The sequence below is a fragment of the Amaricoccus macauensis genome, assembly GCF_014201905.1.
Classification (GTDB): domain Bacteria; phylum Pseudomonadota; class Alphaproteobacteria; order Rhodobacterales; family Rhodobacteraceae; genus Amaricoccus; species Amaricoccus macauensis.
Map to the genome: position 1 here is coordinate 77,628 of NZ_JACHFM010000002.1, position 17,762 is coordinate 95,389.

The following is a 17,762-nucleotide window of genomic DNA, read 5'->3' on the forward strand; positions in this document are numbered from 1 at the left end:
AATGCTGGACCTTACACTCGTGGCCGCGACGGACGCGGCACTGCCCACCGAGCCCGCGCGCGTGCGGCACCTGATCGACGGCGGCTGGCGCGACAGTGCCGACGGCGCCACCTTCGAGCGGACCTCGCCGGCGCATGGCGTCGTGGTGACGCGCGCGGCGAAGGGCGGCGCGGCCGAGACCGATGCCGCGATCGCAGCGGCGCGCGACGCCTTCGATGACGGCCGCTGGTCGGAGCTGTCCGGCAAGGCACGCGCGACGCTGCTCCTGAAGGTCGCCGATCTCATTGACCGCGACCGGGAGCGGATCGCCTGCATCGAGACGCTGGAGGCCGGTAAGCCGATCGCGCAGGCACGCGCCGAGATCGAGGGCGCGGCCGACATCTGGCGCTATGCGGCGGCGCTCGCGCGCACGCTCTCGGGGGAGAGCCACAACAGCCTCGGGCCCGACATGCTTGGGCTCGTCCTGAAGGAGCCGATCGGCGTCGCCGCCATCATCTGTCCGTGGAATTTCCCGTTCCTGATCGTCAGCCAGAAGCTGCCGTTCGCGCTCGCCGCCGGCTGCACCGCGGTGGTGAAGCCCTCGGAAATGACGCCCTCGACGACGGCGATCCTCGGCGAGCTGCTGATGGAGGCGGGGCTGCCGGCCGGTGTCGTCAACATCGTCCTCGGCCACGGCGAGCCGGTTGGCGCGATGATGACGACCGACCCGCGCGTCGACATGGTGACGTTCACCGGCTCCACGGCGGTCGGCAAGGCGATCGTTGCCGCCGCCGCGCCGACCCTGAAGAAGGTCTCGCTCGAACTCGGCGGCAAGAACCCGCAGGTGCTGTTTCCCGACGCGGATCTCGATTCCGCGATCGATGCGATTGCCTTCGGCGTCTATTTCAACGCCGGCGAGTGCTGCAATTCGGGCTCGCGGATCATCGTCCACGAGGACATCGCCGAGACCGTGACCGAGCGGGTGGTGGCGTTGTCGCGCAAGGTCGCCTTCGGCGATCCGCTCGACGAGGCGACGCAGGTCGGCGCCATCGTCTCGCCCGCGCATCAGCAGAAGATCGACGGCTACGTAAAGGGCGCCGTGGCCGCTGGTGCCACCGTGCGCCTTGGGGGCGCGCCGCTCGATGTGCCCGGGCTCGGCGGGCAGTTCTACCAGCCGACCGTCGTCGCGGACGTGACGCCCGACATGGCGATCGCCCGCGAGGAGGTTTTCGGGCCGGTTCTCTCAGTCCTGAGATTTCGCACGATGGACGAGGCCGTCGAGCTGGCGAATGGCGCCGCCTATGGCCTGTCGGCCGGTGTCTGGAGCGAGAACGTCCACACCTGCCTCGAGTTCACCCGCCGGGTGCGGGCGGGCACGGTCTGGACGAACACCTGGATGGACGGCTTCGCCGAGCTGCCGTTCGGCGGGATGAAGGAGAGCGGCCAGGGGCGTGAGCTTGGCCGCTACGGGCTGGAGGAATTCCTCGAAGTGAAGACCGTCCAGATGCGGATCGGCCGCACGCGGGCGCCCTGGGTGACTGGCAGGGGGTGACTGGCCCGGTGGTGACCGGCCCGGTGGTGATCGGCCGGGGGGTGACTGGCCGCTGAGCCGTTCCGGCCTGCGGTACACGACTGACAAAAAGCGGAGGAACAAGAGAATGCGTAAGGTCTTCGTACAGACGACGGCTGCTCTCGCGTTGATCGCGGCGACCAGCGGCGTTGCCGCGGCCGCCGACGTCGAGGTACTGCACTGGTGGACCAGCGGCGGTGAGGCCGGAGCGCTCAACGTCCTGAAGCAGGATCTGGAAAAGCAGGGTATCGGCTGGCAGGACATGCCGGTCGCGGGCGGCGGCGGCACGCAGGCGATGACGGTGCTGCGCGCGCGCGTCACTGCCGGCAACCCGCCCTCGGCGGTGCAGCTTCTCGGCTTCGACATCACCGACTGGGCCAAGGAAGGCACGCTGGCGAACCTCGACGACGTGGCCGGCCCGGGGGGCTGGGACGCGGTGGTGCCGGCGGCGCTGCAGAAGTTCTCGAAGTATGACGGCCACTGGGTCGCCGCGCCGGTGAACATCCACTCGACCAACTGGGTCTGGGCCAACAAGAAGATGCTCGATGAGCTCGGGATCGCGGCGCCGACCACCTGGGACGAGCTGGTCGCGGCAATGCAGAAGGTGAAGGACGCGGGCAAGGTCGCCGTCGCCCACGGCGGCCAGCCCTGGCAGGACGCGACGATCTTCGACGCGGTCGCCATGTCGACCGGCGGCCCGGACTTCTACCGCAAGGCGTTCATTGATCTCGATCCCGAGGCGCTCGGATCGGACACGATGAAGCAGGCGTTCGATCGCATGACGGTCATCCGCGGCTTCGTGGACGACAACTTCTCCGGCCGGGACTGGAATCTCGCGAGCGCGATGGTGATCAACGGCGAGGCGGCGTTCCAGTTCATGGGCGACTGGGCGAAGGGCGAGTTCCTGAACGCCGGCAAGGTGCCGGAGCAGGATTTCCTCTGCTTCCGCTTCCCGGGCACGGAGAAGGAAGTGACCTTCAACACCGACCAGTTCGCCATCTTCAAGCAGGGCGACGCGGTGAAGCCGGAGCAGGCGGCGCTGGCGACCGCGATCATGTCGCCGGAGTTCCAGCAGGCGTTCAACAAGGTCAAGGGCTCGGTGCCGGCGCGGACCGATGTCTCGGTCGCCGACTATGACGCCTGTGGTCAGAAGGCCTACGAGGAGCTGAAGGCGGCGGCGTCGTCGGACAATCTCATCGGGTCGATGGCGCACGGTCATGCCAACCCGGCGTCGATCAAGAACGCCATGTACGACGTCGTCACCGCGCAGTTCAACGGCGAGTACGACGCCGCGACCGCCGTGCAGGAGCTCGTGAGCGCGGTCGATCTCGCGCGGTGATCCGGGCGGTGACCGATCAGTGACTGGCCCCGGGGGGCGGCAAGGGTGCCGCCCTTCTCCTCCAGCGGAGCCCTTTCATGCCCCAGACCGTCCCCCGCCGCGTGAGCGGCACCGACTGGCTGCGCGACGCCCTGCCGAAGCTGGTTCTCAGCCCGAGCCTCGCGGTCGTGCTGGTTTTCGTCTATGGCTTCATTCTCTTCACGTTCGTGCTGTCCTTCACCGACAGCCGGATCCTGCCGTCGTTCGGCTGGGTCGGGCTTGAGAACTACCAGAAGCTCTTCGGGCTCCGGGCCTGGGGCATCGCGATCGACAATCTGCTGATCTTCGGGTCGCTCTACATCGTCATCTGCTGCGTCGTCGGGCTCGGGCTCGCGATCTTTCTCGACCAGAAGATCCGCGCCGAGGGGTTCATCCGCACGATCTATCTCTATCCGATGGCACTCTCCTTCATCGTCACCGGCACGGCCTGGAAGTGGTTTCTCGATCCGGGCATTGGCTTGCAGGCGGTGGTGCGGTCGTGGGGCTGGGAGGGGTTCGCCTTCGAGTGGATCAAGGATCCGAAGATGGCGATCTACACCATCGTCATCGCGGCGGTCTGGCAGACGAGCGGGTTTGTCATGGCGATGTTCCTCGCCGGCCTGCGCGGCATCGACACCGAGGTGATGAAGGCGGCGCAGATCGACGGCGCCTCGACCTTCGCGCTCTACCGGCGGATCATCATCCCGCAGCTTCGGCCCGCGTTCATGTCGGCCTTCGTGGTACTCGCGCACATGGCGATCAAGTCCTACGACCTCGTCATCGCGCTGACGGGGGGCGGGCCGGGGACGGCGACCGAGGTGCCGGCGACGTTCATGTACTCGTACACCTTCACCCGCAACCAGATGGGCATCGGCGCGGCTTCGGCGGTGATCATGCTCATGTCGATCGCGGCGATCATGGTGCCCTTCATCTACTCCGAACTCAGGGAGAGGAAGTAATGGCGAGCGATGTCCGCGCCGGCGCGTCGGCGGCCGCCATCCGACCGGTGGGGGCGCCCGGTTCGTCGCAGGTGATCAGGACCGGCGGCACGGCGCGTGTGGCGATCTATCTGATCCTCGGGCTGTTCTGCCTCTACTACCTGCTGCCGCTCTACGTGATGGTGGTGAACTCGCTGAAGCCGCTCAGCGAGATACAGGCGGGCGGAATGATGTCGTTGCCGCGCGACTGGACGGTGGAGCCCTGGGGCAAGGCCTGGTCGACGGCGCAGATCGGCGTGGCGGCGACGGGTCTCCGGCCGTTCTTCCTGAACTCGATCCTGATGGTGGTTCCCGCCGTCGCGCTCTCGACGGTGCTCGGCGCGATGAACGGCTATGTGCTGACCAAGTGGCGGTTCCGCGGCGACACCTGGGTGTTCGGGATGCTGCTCTTTGCCTGCTTCATTCCGTTCCAGATGGTGCTGATCCCGATGGCGCGGCTGCTCGGCCTCATGGGGCTCGCCGGGACGGTGCCCGGCCTCATCTTCGTGCATCTGGTCTACGGCATCGGCTTCTCGACGCTCTACTTCAAGAACTACTACCAGCAGTTCCCGACCGAGCTCGTCCGTGCGGCGCAGATCGACGGTGCGGGGTTCTTCACGATCTTCCGGCGGATCATGCTGCCGTCGTCGGGGCCGATCGCGGTGGTCTGCATCATCTGGCAGTTCACCAACATCTGGAATGACTTCCTGTTCGGCGCCTCGTTCTCGGACTTCGACAGTCAGCCGATGACCGTGGCGCTCAACAACCTCGTCCAGTCCTCGACGGGCGTGAAGGAATACAACGTCCACTTCGCCGGCGCGATCATGGCCGCGCTTCCCACCCTCCTCGTCTACGTCGTCGCCGGGCGGTATTTCGTCCGCGGGCTGATGGCGGGCTCCGTGAAAGGCTGAGACCGATGGGCTTTCTCGACATCCGGCGCGCCACCAAGAGCTATGGCGCGGTCAAGATCCTGCACGAGACCAACATCTCCGTGGAGGAGGGCGAGTTCCTCGTGCTCGTCGGCCCCTCGGGATGCGGCAAGTCGACGCTGCTCAACATGATCGCGGGCCTTGAGGAGGTGACGACCGGCGACATCGCGATCAAGGGCCGGTCGATGAACGGCGTCAGGCCGGCCGAGCGCAACATCGCCATGGTGTTCCAGAGCTACGCGCTCTACCCGAACATGAACGTGGCTAAGAACATCGCCTTCGGCCTGGAGATGCACGGCGTCCCGAAGCCTGAGCGCGACAAGGCGGTGGCGCAGGTGGCGGACCTGCTCCAGATCACCCACCTTCTCGACCGCAAGCCGGGGCAGCTCTCGGGCGGGCAGCGCCAGCGCGTGGCGATGGGCCGGGCGCTGGTGCGTGACCCGGACGTCTTTCTCTTCGATGAGCCGCTCTCGAACCTCGACGCCAAGCTCCGCGTCGACATGCGCACCGAGATCAAGAAGCTGCACCGGAAGCTTCGGACGACGATCGTCTATGTGACCCACGACCAGATCGAGGCGCTGACGCTCTCGACACGGATCGCGGTGATGTTCGGCGGCCACGTCCAGCAACTCGGGACGCCGAAGGAGATCTACGACACGCCCGCCAACATGTTCGTCGCAGGCTTCATGGGCTCGCCGTCGATGAACCTCTTCCCCGCGACGATCGCCGTCGAGGAAGGCAGGGCGGTGGCGAAGGCGCGGTGCGGTGGTGGCGGCGAGGTCGCGTTGCCGTTCGCCGAAGGCCGGGGCTTCGAGGCGCAGGCCGGGCGCGAGATCGTGCTCGGGCTCCGGCCCGAGGCGATCACCGACCGCGACGGTGCCGACCGGCAGAGCCGTGCGGTGCACGTGGTCGACGTGCCGGTCGAGATCACCGAGCCGGCCGGCTCCGATACCTTCGTGATGGCGCATCTCGGCGGCAAGGAAGTGACCGGCCGCTTTCGCGCTGACGTCGACGTGCGGCCGGGCGAGGTGTTTCCGTTCGCGATCAACATGGAGAAGGCTGTGGCCTTCGACCCCACGACCGAACTCAGGATCGCGTGATGAGCGACGGCCCGGACATCGTCATCATCGGCTCGGGCATCGGCGGGTCCACCGCCGCCGCGGCGCTGGCGCCGTCGGGCCGACGCATCCTGATCCTTGAGCGCGGCGAGCGGCTGCCCGACACGGCCGAGGCGCGGGACGAGGCGGCGATCTTCGGACGCGGCCACTTTCGCCCTGACGAGGAGTGGGAGACGCCCGGGGAAGAGGCGTTCAACCCGGGCAACTACTACTGTGTCGGCGGCAATTCGAAGCTCTACGGCGCGGTGCTGATCCGCTACCGCGCCGAGGATTTCCGGCCGATCCGCCACCTTGGCGGCACGACGCCGGGCTGGCCGATCACCTATGACGATCTGGAGCCGTGGTATCAGCGGGCGGAGGAGCTGTTCCGGGTGCGCGGCGACGCGGGCGAGGATCCGACCGAGCCGGCGCATTCGGGGGCCTATCCGTTCCCGCCGGTACCCGACGAGCCGTCGATTGCGGATTTTCGCGCCCGGATGAAGCGGGCGGGGCTGACGCCGTCGTCGCAACCGCTTGGCGTCGACATCGATGCGTGGCTGAAGCGGGCGGCGACGCCGTGGGACGCGTTCCCGGACACCACGGGGGCGAAGTGCGATGGCGAGAGCGTCGGCATCGCCGAGGCGCTGCGCCATCCGAACGTGACGCTGGAGACCGGGGCGCGCGTGACGCGGCTCGAAGCCGGCGCGGGAGGGCGCATCGTCGCGGTGGAGTATCGCAAGGGCGCCGGGACGGTTCGTCTTGTGCCCCGCCTTGTGATCCTGAGCGCGGGGGCGGTGAATTCCGCCGTCCTCCTGCTGCGCTCGGGGCTCGCCAACCGCTCCGATCAGGTCGGGCGCAACTTCATGAACCACAACTGCTCGGCGGTGCTGGCTGTGAGCCCGTTCCGGCGCAACACGTCGGTCTATCAGAAGACCGTGCTGCTGAACGATTTCTACCTGACCGGCGGCAAGGACGGCACGCCGCTCGGCAACGTGCAGACGCTTGGCAAGATCTCGGGCGGGATCCTCGCAGCGGCGGGCGGACTGCCGCGCGTGGCGGCGGGGTGGCTCGCCGCGCATTCGGTCGATCTCTACGCCATGAGCGAGGATCTCCCGAACCCGGAGAGCCGCGTGACGCTCCGGGGCGAACGGATCGTGCTCGACTGGCGGCGGTCGAACTGGGAGACCCACGAGGCGCTGGTGGCGAAGCTGAAGTCGGTGCTGAAGCGCGCTGGTTATCCGATCGTGCTGTCGCGGCCGTTCGACCGGCGCACGCCGTCGCACCAGTGCGGCACGGCGCGCATGGGGACGGACCCGGCAACGAGCGTCGTCGATGTCTTCTGCCGGACGCACGACCACGGGAACCTCTTCGTGGTCGATGCGAGCTTTCTGCCCACCTCGGCGGCGGTGAACCCGGCGCTGACCATCGCCGCGCAGGCGCTGCGCACGGCGGACCACATCACGCGCAGGGATTTCGCGGCATGAACGCCGAAGGCTATGATTTCGTCATCGTCGGTGGCGGCTCGGCCGGCTGCGTGCTGGCGGCGCGGCTGTCGGAAGACCCGGCCGCGCGGGTGCTGCTGCTCGAGGCGGGTGGCCGCGACCGGCATCCCTTCTACCATGTGCCGGCGGGCTTTGCAAAGATGACCAGGGGCATCGGCTCCTGGGGCTGGTCCACGGTGCCGCAGCGGCACATGCAGGGGATGCAGATCCGCTTCACCCAAGGCAAGGTGATTGGCGGCGGCTCGTCGATCAACGCGCAGATCTACACGCGCGGCAATGCGCTCGACTATGACGAGTGGCGGCAGATGGGCTGCGCTGGCTGGTCCTACGAGGACGTGCTGCCCTACTTCCGCAAGGCCGAGGACAACGACACCTGGGATAACCGCTGGCACGGCAAGGGCGGACCGCTCGGGGTCTCGAAGCCAAGCGCGCCGCTGCCGATCTGCGAGGCCTATTTCGCCGCCGCCGCCGCGCTGGGCATCCCGAGGAACGACGACATGACCGGTGAGGTGCAGGACGGCGCGGGATATTATCAGCTGACTCAGCGCAACGCCCGGCGCTCGTCGGCGGCGATGGCGTATCTCGCGCCAAACCGGGGCAGGGTGAACCTCACGGTGCGCACCGGCGCAGAGGTCCGGCGGATCGTCGTGGAGAGCGGCCGGGCGGTCGGGGTCGAGATGATGGACGGCGCGCGGATCACCGCGACGAGCGAGCTCATCCTGTCGGCGGGCGCCATCGGCTCGCCGTGGATGCTGATGCGCTCGGGCATCGGGCCGGCGGAGCATCTGGCGGAGGTGGGCGTCCGGCCGGTTCTCGACCAGCCGGGCGTGGGGTCGAACCTGCAGGATCACCTCGATCTCTTCGTCATCGCCGAGGTGACGGGGCCGCACACCTACGACCGGTACGCGAAGCTGCACTGGTCGGCGGTGGCCGGGGTGCAATATCTCCTGACGCGCAAGGGGCCGGTGGCGTCGAGCCTCTTCGAGACCGGCGGGTTCTGGTACGCCGACAAGGACGCGCGCTCGCCCGACATCCAGTTTCATCTCGGGCTCGGCTCGGGCATCGAGGCGGGGGTGGCGGCGATGCCGAACGGCGGGGTGACACTGAATTCGGCGTATCTCCGGCCGCGCTCGCGCGGGACGGTGCGGCTGGCGAGCGCTGATCCGGCCGTGGCGCCGCTCATTGATCCGAACTACTGGGAGGATGCCCATGACCGGGAGATGTCGCTCCGGGGGCTGAAGCTCGCGCAGGAGATCATGGCGCAGGCGCCGCTCCGGCCTTACGTGCTGGCGGAGCGGCTGCCGGGGCCGGAGGTGCGGACGGACGCGGACTATTTCGACTTCGCCTGCCGCCATGCCAAGACCGATCACCATCCGGCCGGGACCTGCCGCATGGGGGCCGATCCGGCGGCGGTGGTCGATCCGCGGCTGCGCTTCAACGGCATCGCCGGGCTCAGGGTGGTGGATGCGTCGGTCATGCCAACGGTGGTGTCCTCGAACACCAACGCCGCGACGATCATGATCGCCGAGAAGGCCGCGGACATGATCCGGGCGGACCACGGGAGCCGATGATGCCTACCGCCCGCCGGATCGATGTCGCAAACTCCGGGGAGCTGGCCGGGGGGAAAGCGATGAGCAGGCGACCGACGATCGTTGATGTGGCGCGTGTCGCCGGGGTCTCGAAGTCCACCGTTTCGAACGTGCTGCAGAACAGTCCACTGGTGCGGGCGGAGACGCGGGCCGCGGTCGAGCGGGCGATGGGCGAGCTCGGCTATGTCTACAACCGGGCGGCGGCGAACCTGCGGGGCGTCGACGTGGGGCTGATCGGGCTCGTCATCAATGACCTCAGGAACCCGTTCTTCACCGAGTTCGCCGCGAGCGCGCAGATGGCGTTTGCCGAGCGCGGCTATGCCACGGTGATCGCCAATACCGACGAGACGCCGGAGATGCAGGCGCGGGTGATCGCCTCGATGATCGAGCACGGGGTTTCGGGGTTCCTGATCTCGCCCACCTACGTCGATGACGAGGAGGGGCTCGAGGTGGTGCGGCGGGCCGGGCTCCCGGCGATGCAGGTCTTGCGGCGGATCGATCACCGGACGGAGGTCTTTCCGTTCGCGACGCTCGACTATGAGGCGGGCGGGCGGCTGGCGACGGAGCATCTGCTCTCGCTCGGGACGCGGCGGATCGCGTTCGTCGGCGGCCTTGAGAACCGGCCGGTGACGCTGGAGCGCACGGCGGGGTACGCCGCGGTCATGGGGGAGGCGGGGTTGCCGACCTTCGCGGTGCACGGCCGGCCGTCGCGGGCGTTCGGGCGGGACATGGCGCTGCGCCTCCATGCCGAGCACCCGGAGATCGAGGCGGTGCTCTGCTTCTCCGATCTGGTGGCGCTCGGAATGCTGGCGGGCTTCGCGGAGGCCGGGGTGCGGGTGGGCCGGGACGTGCGGCTGGTCGGGTTCGACGACATCGAGGAGGCGGCGCTCGCCTGGCCGCAGCTCACCTCCGTGCGCTGCGACGTGGCACGCTTCGGCCGGGAGGCGGCGGCGGCGATGCTGGAGTGGATTGGCGACGGCGTGCAGCCGCAGGAGAACCGCCTCGCGCCGGTCGAACTCATCGTTCGCGCGTCGAGCGCGGGAGACGTGTGAGTGAAGGGAGCCCGTTCGTGACGATCGACGTGCCGCAGTCCATTCTCGACGCCCTGACGGACGTCGCCATGCCGCGCCTGCCGCCGGAGCGGCGGGCATTGGGCTCGGTGGCGGTGGGGGACCACAGCGTTCCGGTCCATCGCCACGGCTGCATCGTCATGGGCAGCGGCGCCGCCGGGCTTCGTGCCGCGGTTGAGCTGGGGCGCCGGGGCGGTGACGTGGCGATCCTGAGCCAGAGTGCCTGGGGCGGCACGTCCGCCTGCTCGGGCTCGGACAAGCAGACGCTGCACACGGCGAACACCGCCGGCCGGGGTGACGACCTGAACGCGATGGCGCGGGCGATCCGCGCCGGGGGCGCCATGGATGAGGATACCGCCTATATCGAGGCGGCGGGCTCGGGGCGCGCACTCGCCTCGCTCCAGTACCTCGGGCTGCCGCTGCCGCAGGATCCGTTGGGGGGCACGCTGCGCTACCAGACCGACCACGACGAGGTGGGGCGCGCCACGAGCTGCGGCCCGCGCACCTCGCGGCTGATGGTGCGGGTCCTGGCCGAGGAGGCGATCCGCCTCGGCATTCCATTCTTCAACCACACGACTGGCGTCCGCCTCGTCACGAACGGCGGTCGCGTGGCGGGTGTGCTTGCCATGCGCCCGAAGCAGGCGGACAGGGCAAACCCGCTCGGGCTCGCGTTCTACCGCGCCCCCGTGGTGGTACTGGCTGCGGGGGGGCCGGGCGAGCTCTACCGCGACAGCGTCTATCCGAACGGCTGCTTCGGCTCGCTCGGGATGGCGCTGGAGGCAGGGATCGAACTCGTCAATCTGACGGAAAGCCAGTTCGGCATCGGCACAAGGCGCGAGGGCTTCCCGTGGAACCTCTCGGGCACCTATGTGCAGGCGCTGCCGCATATCTATTCGGTGGATGCGGAGGGGCGGGAGCATCATTTCCTCGGCGGCTGTTATCGCACGACGCAGGAGCTGGCCTCGAACATCTTCCGCAAGGGCTATCAGTGGCCGTTCCACGCCACGCGGATGCTCGATTTCGGCTCCAGCCTCGTCGATCTCGCGATCTTCCGCGAGACCGAGGCCGGGCGGCGGGTCTATATGGACTTCAACCGCAATCCCGAGGCGGTGCCCGGGGACCTGCCCTTCAGCCTCGACCGGCTCGATGACGACGTGGCGCGCTACCTTGGCACCGCGAGGGCGTCGCAGGCGACGCCGATCGGGCGGCTGCGGCGCATGAACCCGCTCGCGATCGAGCTTTACCGCCGCTACAAGGTCGATATCACCGCCGAACCGCTCGAGTTCGCGGTGAACAACCAGCACATGAACGGTGGCATCGCGGTCGATACCTGGGCGCGCACCAGTCTGGCCGGTGTCTATGCAGTGGGCGAGGCGGCGGGCACCCATGGCGTGACCCGGCCGGGCGGTGCGGCGCTCAATGCCGGTCAGGTCTTCGGCACGCGGGCCGCAGAGCATATCGCGGCGAGCGGGCTTGCGCGGACGGCCCCGGGCGAGGATGCGGAGGCGTCGGTCGCCGCGGCGCTGGCGGGGGCGGTCAGGGCCGTGGAAAGCGTGCTGCGGGCCGGGAGCCCGCTCGACGTCGCAGGCGTGCGCGCGGAGGTTCAGGCGCGGATGAGCGAGAAGGCCGGGATGATCTGCCAGCCGGACGCCATCGCCGGGGGGCTGTCGGAGGCGCGGGCGCTCAACGCCCGGATCCGGTCGGAGGGCATTGCGCATGACCGCCCGGCGGAAGCGGTGCGCGCGGTGCAGTGGCAGCAGATGGCGCTGGCCTCCGAGGCGGTGCTGAGCGCGCTCGACACCTTCGTGCGCGCGGGCGGTGGCAGCAGGGGGGCGCGGGCGATCTGCGATCCGGCCGGCGCCTCGCTGCCGATGTCGGCCGCCGGGCCGCTGGAGGACTACCGGTTCCGCCCTGAACGCCCGGAGCACGGGCGGGAGCAGCTCGTGGTCCGGCTCGATGGCAGGGCGTTCGAGGTCTCGGCGCGTCCGAACCGGGCCTTCGACGAGGCCGCCCGGCCGTTCTTCGAACGCGACTGGCCGGACTGGCTGACGGGGCGGATCTACGGTCTCGCCGACCGCTGACCCGCCCGCTGTCCGCTTACCCGACGCTGGCGGGCGCGCGGTTCGCGTCAGTGGCGGCGACATCGACCGCGCCGTCGTGGATCACCACGCCGTAGCGCGCGGCGGCGGTTGCCGCGTCGAGAAGGTCGTCGAGGACATCGCCGAGCACCGCCTGCGCGTCGCGAGCGAACGGATTGCCGTAGCCGCCGCCATTCGGCCCGTGGGCGATGACGCGCTCGCCCGCGCGGGCGGCGTGGTAGGCGACCTTCGAGGGCAGCGTTTCGGTGGTGCCATCGACGTGGACGAGGGTGAGCGCGGCGGGCAGTCCCGGCTCGCCGCCGCCGAAGGCCCACGGGCGCTGGCGGTGGCCGTCACCCTCGACGGAGAACGCGCCGTCGCTCAGGAAGGTGAACTCGCGGATCATGCCCATGCCGCCCCTCCACTCGCCGGCGGCGGCGGGATCGTCGCGCAGCTCGTAGCGGTCGATGCGCAGCGGCAGGTGGGACTCCACGTCCTCCACCGGGTTGTTGCGGGTGTTGGCGTAGAGCGTGTCCACGGCGTCCATGCCGTTCATCCCGAAGCGCCCGCCGTAGCTGCCTTCGAGGATCTCCATGTGGACCCAGTGGCGACCGCCCCTGACGCCGGAGAACGAGACGACGTGGAGATTGCCGACGCCGGCGGAGACCTGCTCGGGCACCACCTGCGAGAGGGCGCGCATCAGGATGTCGGCCATGGCGTTGCCGGGCGTGAAGCGGGCGATGGTGGGTGCGGGGAAGATCGGGTTGGCGATGCAGCCGAGCGGCGCGATGATCTTGATCGGCCGGGTGAGGCCGGCGTTCTGCGGCACGTCGCCGTAGACGGCGCTGTCGAGCAGGATCGAGCGCAGGGTGAGCCAGATGGCGCAATCCGTCGTGCCCTCGAACGGCATGTTGATCGGCCGGTCGGAGACCTGTGGCGCCGTGCCGGTCAGATCGACGGTGATCTCGTCGCCCGCGACGGTAACGGCGACCTTGATCGGCAGGTCGCGCCGCCGGGGGTCGGGATCGTCGGAAAAGCCGTCGTAGATGCCTTCGGCCACCCATGTCCCGTCCGGCAGGGCGCGGATGGCGTTGCGCATCAGCCGCTCGGAGTAGTCCATGAGCTCGGTGGCCGCGGCGCGGATCGTGTCGATCCCGTAGCGGCCGGCCAGTTCGAGGAAGCGCGTGGCGCCGATCTCGGCGGCCTTGATCTGCGCTTCCATGTCGCCGACGACGAGGGCGGAGGCGCGGATGTTGTCGCGCAGGATCTGCCAGACGGCGCGGTTGGGGCGGCCCTCCTCGACGACCTTGATCGCCTTCAGCTGCAGGCCTTCGGCGTAGGCGTCGACCGCCTCGACGATGCCCGCGCTCCCCGGGGTCGCGGAGCCGATGTCGAGGTGGTGCGCGGTCGTCACCGAGAACGCGACGAGCGTGTCGTCGATGAAGATCGGCACCACGAAGGCGATATCCGGCCCGTGCGACGCGCCGCCGTAGGGGTCGTTGTGCAGGATGACGTCACCGGGGCGGATCGTCTCGCCCCGGCTGGCGAGGGCCTTGTGGATGCCGCGGATGTAGCCGGGGATCGGGCCGGACTGCAGCGGCGTCGACATCTTGCACTCGCAGAGCTGGTTGCCCTCCGCGTCGGTCAGGGCGGTGCCGAAGTCCTCGGATTCGCGGATGATGCTGGAGTAGCTCATGCGCATCAGCTTGTGGCCCATCTCGATCGCGATGTTTTCGAGGGCCCCATGGATGACCGCGGCGGTGATCGGGTCGATGGACGCGGTCATTCTGCGCCTCCGAGCGTGATGAGGATGCTGCCGGTCGCCTCGACGATCGCCGAGGCGCCGGGTGGGATGACGGTGGTCGAGTCGCTCTGGAGCACGATGGCCGGGCCTGAGAAACGCTCGCCGGCGGGAAGCCTGCGGCGGTCGTAGAAGGTGGTGTCGAACGTCCCGAGGCTGCCGTCGGCGCGGAAGGCGCAAGGAGCGCGGCGCACCACCGCCCCGGAAAGCGTGCCGCCGGTGACCGGGCGGAGCGAGGTAAGCTTGTCGATCTGGCCGATGCCCGTCACCTTGACGTTGACGAGTTCGATCGGGCTGTCGCGGAAGGCGTGGCCGTATTCGGTGGCGTGGCGGGCGTGGAAGGCCTCCCACACCCCGGCAAGGGAGGCCGCGTCGAGCGGACCCTGGGGGAAGGGGACGCGGAGCTCGTATCCCTGGCCGACGTAGCGGAGATCGCCGCCCCGCTCGAAGCGGGTGGCGGCGGCGTCGATGTGGTCGGCGGCGAAGCGGGTGGCGAGGTCGGCTTGCATGGTGTCGAGGTCGGCGTTCAGCCGGTCGAGATCGACGGCGGTGGAGATCTGGAACTGCGTCCGCGTGGCGTCGTACTTCACGTCGGTGGTGAGGAGCCCCATGGCCGAGGTGATGCCGGGGTAGGGTGGGACGATCACCTCCGCGATGCCGAGCATCGCCGCCACCTCGGCGCCGTGCAGCGGTCCGGCACCGCCGAAGGCGACCAGGGCGAAGCCGCGCGGGTCGATGCCCTTCTGGATGGTGCGCGAGCGGATGGCGTTCGCCATGTTGGCGTTGATGACGGTGAGGATGCCTTCCGCGGCTTCCTCAAGCGAGAGGCCGAGGTCGGCGGCGATGCCGGCGACGGCGGTGCGCGCGGCCTCGGGGTCGAGCTTCATGCCGCCGCCGAGGAAGTCGTCGGCGTCGAGGCGGCCGAGGACGAGGTTCGCGTCGGTAACGGTGGGCTCGGTGCCGCCGCGGCCGTAGGCGGCGGGTCCGGGCACGGCGCCGGCCGAGCGCGGGCCGACGCGGAAGGCGCCGCCGCGGTCGAGATGGGCGATCGATCCGCCGCCCGCGCCGATCGTGTGGATGTCGATCATCGGCGAGAGCAGCGGGAAGCCAGCGATCGAGGACGAGCGGGCATCGGTCTCGGCGAAGGTGCCGTCGACGATGATGCCGATGTCGGCGGACGTGCCGCCGATGTCGAAGGTGATGAGGCGGTCGCGGCCGATCAGATCGCCGATCCACGCGCCGCCGAGCACGCCGGCGGCGAGGCCCGAGAGCAGGGTGAGCGTCGGCTTCTCCGCGACCATTCCAGCGGTGGCGACGCCGCCGTTCGAGGCCATGATGCGCAGCTCGCCGGTGATGCCGGCGTCGCGCAGCGCGGTTTCGAGCCGGGCGATGTACTCGCGCACCTTCGGGCCGATGAAGGCCGCGAGGGCGGCGGTGGTGAAGCGCTCGAACTCGCGGAATTGCGGCGCGACGAAGCTCGAGGTGGTGACGAACGCGTCCGGCATCACCTCGGCGACGATGGCGCGGGCGCGGTCTTCGTGGGCGGTGTTGAGATAGGAAAACAGGAAGCAGATGGCGACGGAGGAAACCCCCTCCGCCTTCAGTTCCAGGGCGGCGGCGCGGACGGCGTCCTCGTCGAGCGGCACGATCTCTTCCCCCGACGGCGGTGCGAGGCGCCCGGCCACGGTCTTGCGGTGCCGCCGCCTGACCAGTGGCCGGTCCTGCCACGGCAGCTCCTGACGGATCGAATAGTGCTGGACCCGCTGGTGGCGACCGATGTGCAGGACATCGCGAAAGCCGTCGTTGGTGATCATGCCCGTGGTGACGCCCCTGTGCTCCAGCACGGCGTTCGTCGCCGTCGTCGTCCCGTGAAACACGTGGTCGATCTCGGACGGCGAGACGCCGCTCGCACGGCAGAGCTCAAGCACGCCCTGCAGAACGCCGCGGGAGGGATCGTCAGGCGTGGTCGACACCTTGTGGATGTCGAGCACGCCGGTCGCGAGGTCGCAGTAGACGAGGTCGGTGAATGTGCCGCCCACGTCGACGCCGATGGTCTTCATGTATTTCCTCTCAGCCGGCTTCTCAGCCGGGCCTCTCGGCCGGTTCCTCAGGTGGGTGCGAAGCCCGCCAGGGCGCCGGTGTATTCCTTGACGAGCGGCCGGGCAAAGCCCTGCCGCTTCGCGGTTCCGAGGCCGAGGCCGACGAGCGCCTCGACGAACTTCACGCCCGCCGATACCCCGTCGATCGCCGGCGCACCGATTTCGGCGCTGACGCGCCTCATCAGGTCGGACATGCCGCCGCAGCCGAGGAGCACGCAGTCCGCGTGATCCTCCTCGATCGCCTGGCGGCATGCCTCGATGACATGGGCCTGGGCGTTCGAGCCCTCCTCCTCCAGTCCGAGGACGGGGATGTCGGTCATGCGGATGGAGCGGCAGCGGTGCTCCATGCCGTAGGCCTGCACGAGATGCTCCATCGTCATGCGCGAGCGTTCGAGCATGGAGACGATGGAGAAGCCCGTGCCGATCAGGCTCGCCGCGTGCATCGCCGCCTCGGCGATGCCGACGACCGGGCCGGACGCGACTTCGCGCGCGGCGGCAAGGCCGGGATCGCCGAAGCAGGCGATGACGTAGCCGTCGCAGCCCTCGGCCTCGCCCTTGCGCACCTCGTCGATGACCCCGATCGCGGCGAAGGCCTCGTCATGGAAGCCCTCGATCGAGACCGGACCCATGGACGGCGAGACGGCAACGATTTCGGTGCCGGGCGAGGCGACCGCGCGCGCGGCCGCCCCGATCTTCTCGGTCATGGACCAGGTGGTGTTCGGATTGATGACCTTGATCTTCATGGTTTTTCCCAGTGTCAGATCAGGCCGGAACCGGCTCGGACGCGACCTCGGAAATCAGCGTGTAGTTCTGCGGCTGGCGGTGGAGCTTGAAGTTGAACATCTGCTCGCGGATGGCGCGGCAGGCGTCGAGATCGCAGACCGCGGCGATCACTTCGTCCTCGAGCGTCGAGGACATCGCCACGATTTCGCCGGTCGGGGCGCAGATGACGGAGTGGCCGAGCAGCATCGAGCCCTCTTCCATGCCGACCTTGCCCGACGCGAGCCCCCATGCCCCATTCTGGTAGGAGCCGGCCTGCATCGAGAGCAGGTGGTGGAACGAGTTCAGGTGGTCGTGCTGCGGCACCGGGGGGTTGTGGGTCGGGGTGTTGTAGCCGCCGCAGATGATCTCCGCGCCCTGCAGGCCCATGACGCGCCACGTCTCGGGCCAGCGGCGGTCGTTGCAGATGAACATGCCGACCTTGGCGCCATCGACCTCGTAGACCGGAAAGCCGAGGTTGCCGGGCTCGAAGTAACGCTTCTCGAGGTGCTGCCACGGCCGGTAGGCTTCGTACTCGGAATGTCCCGGCAGGTGGATCTTGCGGTACTTGCCGACGATCTTGCCGGTGGTGTCGACCACGATCGAGGTGTTGAAGTGACGGATGCGGCCGTCTTCCTCGACGAGTTCGGCATAGCCGAGGTTGAAGCCGACACCGAGCTCGGCCGCCGCGGCGAAGAGCGGGCGGGTCGCGGCGTTCGGCATCTCGGTCTCGAACCAGGTGTCGATTTCCGCCTGATCCTCGAAGTACCAGCGCGGGAAGAAGGTGGTCAGCGCAAGCTCGGGGAAGACTACGAAGGTCGAGCCGCGGCCGGCCGCTTCCTTCAGCATCGCGATCAGCCGCTTCACGACCTGCTCGCGGGTCTCGGCCCGGGCGATCGGCCCGAGCTGGGCCACGGCGAGATTGATTTTCCTGGTCATCGTTCAGTCCCTTCGG

General features: G+C 69.0%; 13 protein-coding genes. 9 read left to right on the forward strand and 4 right to left on the reverse strand.

The features are described 5' to 3' along the window. Position 1: 1 nt before the first annotated feature. The 9 genes from HNP73_RS07955 to HNP73_RS07995 all read left to right on the forward strand — a co-directional run bounded on the left by HNP73_RS07955 (position 2) and on the right by HNP73_RS07995 (position 12,151). On the forward strand, positions 2-1,531 hold the full coding sequence (locus HNP73_RS07955; RefSeq protein WP_184148152.1) for an aldehyde dehydrogenase family protein: 1,530 nt from the start codon (positions 2-4) through the stop codon (positions 1,529-1,531). Positions 1,532-1,637: 106 nt separating this feature from the next. After that, on the forward strand, positions 1,638-2,888 hold the full coding sequence (locus HNP73_RS07960; RefSeq protein WP_184148153.1) for an ABC transporter substrate-binding protein: 1,251 nt from the start codon (positions 1,638-1,640) through the stop codon (positions 2,886-2,888). Between the two features lie 77 nt (positions 2,889-2,965). Further along, positions 2,966-3,865: a carbohydrate ABC transporter permease gene (locus HNP73_RS07965; RefSeq protein ID WP_184148154.1), complete on the forward strand. Its 900-nt coding sequence runs from the start codon at positions 2,966-2,968 to the stop codon at positions 3,863-3,865. Next, the gene (locus tag HNP73_RS07970; protein WP_184148155.1) at positions 3,865-4,794 is read left to right on the forward strand and encodes a carbohydrate ABC transporter permease; all 930 of its coding nucleotides are present in this window, start codon (positions 3,865-3,867) and stop codon (positions 4,792-4,794) included. Before HNP73_RS07965 ends, HNP73_RS07970 begins: the two co-directional genes overlap by 1 nt. Before the next feature lie 5 nt (positions 4,795-4,799). After that, entirely contained in the window at positions 4,800-5,912 is a 1,113-nt protein-coding gene (locus HNP73_RS07975; protein ID WP_184148156.1) for an ABC transporter ATP-binding protein, read from the forward strand. Continuing rightward, positions 5,912-7,393: an FAD-dependent oxidoreductase gene (locus HNP73_RS07980; protein ID WP_184148157.1), complete on the forward strand. Its 1,482-nt coding sequence runs from the start codon at positions 5,912-5,914 to the stop codon at positions 7,391-7,393. Before HNP73_RS07975 ends, HNP73_RS07980 begins: the two co-directional genes overlap by 1 nt. Continuing rightward, a complete protein-coding gene (locus HNP73_RS07985) occupies positions 7,390-8,982 on the forward strand; it encodes a GMC family oxidoreductase (protein ID WP_184148158.1) in 1,593 nt (530 codons plus the stop codon). Before HNP73_RS07980 ends, HNP73_RS07985 begins: the two co-directional genes overlap by 4 nt. Positions 8,983-9,041: 59 nt before the next feature. Then, positions 9,042-10,052, forward strand: a complete 1,011-nt coding sequence (locus HNP73_RS07990) for a LacI family DNA-binding transcriptional regulator (RefSeq protein WP_184148159.1) — start codon at positions 9,042-9,044, stop codon at positions 10,050-10,052. After that, positions 10,049-12,151 carry an FAD-dependent oxidoreductase gene (locus HNP73_RS07995; RefSeq protein WP_221288406.1) on the forward strand — a complete coding sequence of 701 codons (2,103 nt, stop codon included), beginning with the start codon at positions 10,049-10,051 and terminating at the stop codon, positions 12,149-12,151. The genes HNP73_RS07990 and HNP73_RS07995 overlap by 4 nt, the downstream gene beginning before the upstream one ends. Before the next feature lie 16 nt (positions 12,152-12,167). On the opposite strand, the gene HNP73_RS08000 is transcribed toward HNP73_RS07995, so the two are convergent. The 4 genes from HNP73_RS08000 to HNP73_RS08015 are packed head-to-tail and all read right to left on the reverse strand — an operon-like array spanning position 12,168 to position 17,746. Further along, positions 12,168-13,934 carry a hydantoinase B/oxoprolinase family protein gene (locus HNP73_RS08000; protein ID WP_184148161.1) on the reverse strand — a complete coding sequence of 589 codons (1,767 nt, stop codon included), beginning with the start codon at positions 13,932-13,934 and terminating at the stop codon, positions 12,168-12,170. Beyond that, on the reverse strand, positions 13,931-16,009 hold the full coding sequence (locus tag HNP73_RS08005) for a hydantoinase/oxoprolinase family protein (protein WP_184148162.1): 2,079 nt from the start codon (positions 16,007-16,009) through the stop codon (positions 13,931-13,933). The genes HNP73_RS08000 and HNP73_RS08005 overlap by 4 nt, the downstream gene beginning before the upstream one ends. Positions 16,010-16,056: 47 nt before the next feature. Next, positions 16,057-16,791, reverse strand: a complete 735-nt coding sequence (locus HNP73_RS08010) for an aspartate/glutamate racemase family protein (RefSeq protein ID WP_184148163.1) — start codon at positions 16,789-16,791, stop codon at positions 16,057-16,059. A gap of 19 nt (positions 16,792-16,810) precedes the next feature. Further along, the gene (locus HNP73_RS08015) at positions 16,811-17,746 is read right to left on the reverse strand and encodes an N-carbamoyl-D-amino-acid hydrolase (RefSeq protein ID WP_184148164.1); all 936 of its coding nucleotides are present in this window, start codon (positions 17,744-17,746) and stop codon (positions 16,811-16,813) included. Positions 17,747-17,762 lie beyond the last annotated feature (16 nt).

Excerpts from the sequence above, each read along its gene's own strand:
- HNP73_RS07955 (WP_184148152.1), top strand. The coding sequence starts at position 2 with ATGCTGGACCTTACACTCGTGGCCGCGACGGACGCGGCACTGCCCACC.
- HNP73_RS07960 (WP_184148153.1), top strand. The coding sequence starts at position 1,638 with ATGCGTAAGGTCTTCGTACAGACGACGGCTGCTCTCGCGTTGATCGCG.
- HNP73_RS07965 (WP_184148154.1), top strand. The coding sequence starts at position 2,966 with ATGCCCCAGACCGTCCCCCGCCGCGTGAGCGGCACCGACTGGCTGCGC.
- HNP73_RS07970 (WP_184148155.1), top strand. The coding sequence starts at position 3,865 with ATGGCGAGCGATGTCCGCGCCGGCGCGTCGGCGGCCGCCATCCGACCG.
- HNP73_RS07975 (WP_184148156.1), top strand. The coding sequence starts at position 4,800 with ATGGGCTTTCTCGACATCCGGCGCGCCACCAAGAGCTATGGCGCGGTC.
- HNP73_RS07980 (WP_184148157.1), top strand. The coding sequence starts at position 5,912 with ATGAGCGACGGCCCGGACATCGTCATCATCGGCTCGGGCATCGGCGGG.
- HNP73_RS07985 (WP_184148158.1), top strand. The coding sequence starts at position 7,390 with ATGAACGCCGAAGGCTATGATTTCGTCATCGTCGGTGGCGGCTCGGCC.
- HNP73_RS07990 (WP_184148159.1), top strand. The coding sequence starts at position 9,042 with ATGAGCAGGCGACCGACGATCGTTGATGTGGCGCGTGTCGCCGGGGTC.
- HNP73_RS08000 (WP_184148161.1), bottom strand. The coding sequence starts at position 13,934 with ATGACCGCGTCCATCGACCCGATCACCGCCGCGGTCATCCATGGGGCC.
- HNP73_RS08005 (WP_184148162.1), bottom strand. The coding sequence starts at position 16,009 with ATGAAGACCATCGGCGTCGACGTGGGCGGCACATTCACCGACCTCGTC.
- HNP73_RS08010 (WP_184148163.1), bottom strand. The coding sequence starts at position 16,791 with ATGAAGATCAAGGTCATCAATCCGAACACCACCTGGTCCATGACCGAG.
- HNP73_RS08015 (WP_184148164.1), bottom strand. The coding sequence starts at position 17,746 with ATGACCAGGAAAATCAATCTCGCCGTGGCCCAGCTCGGGCCGATCGCC.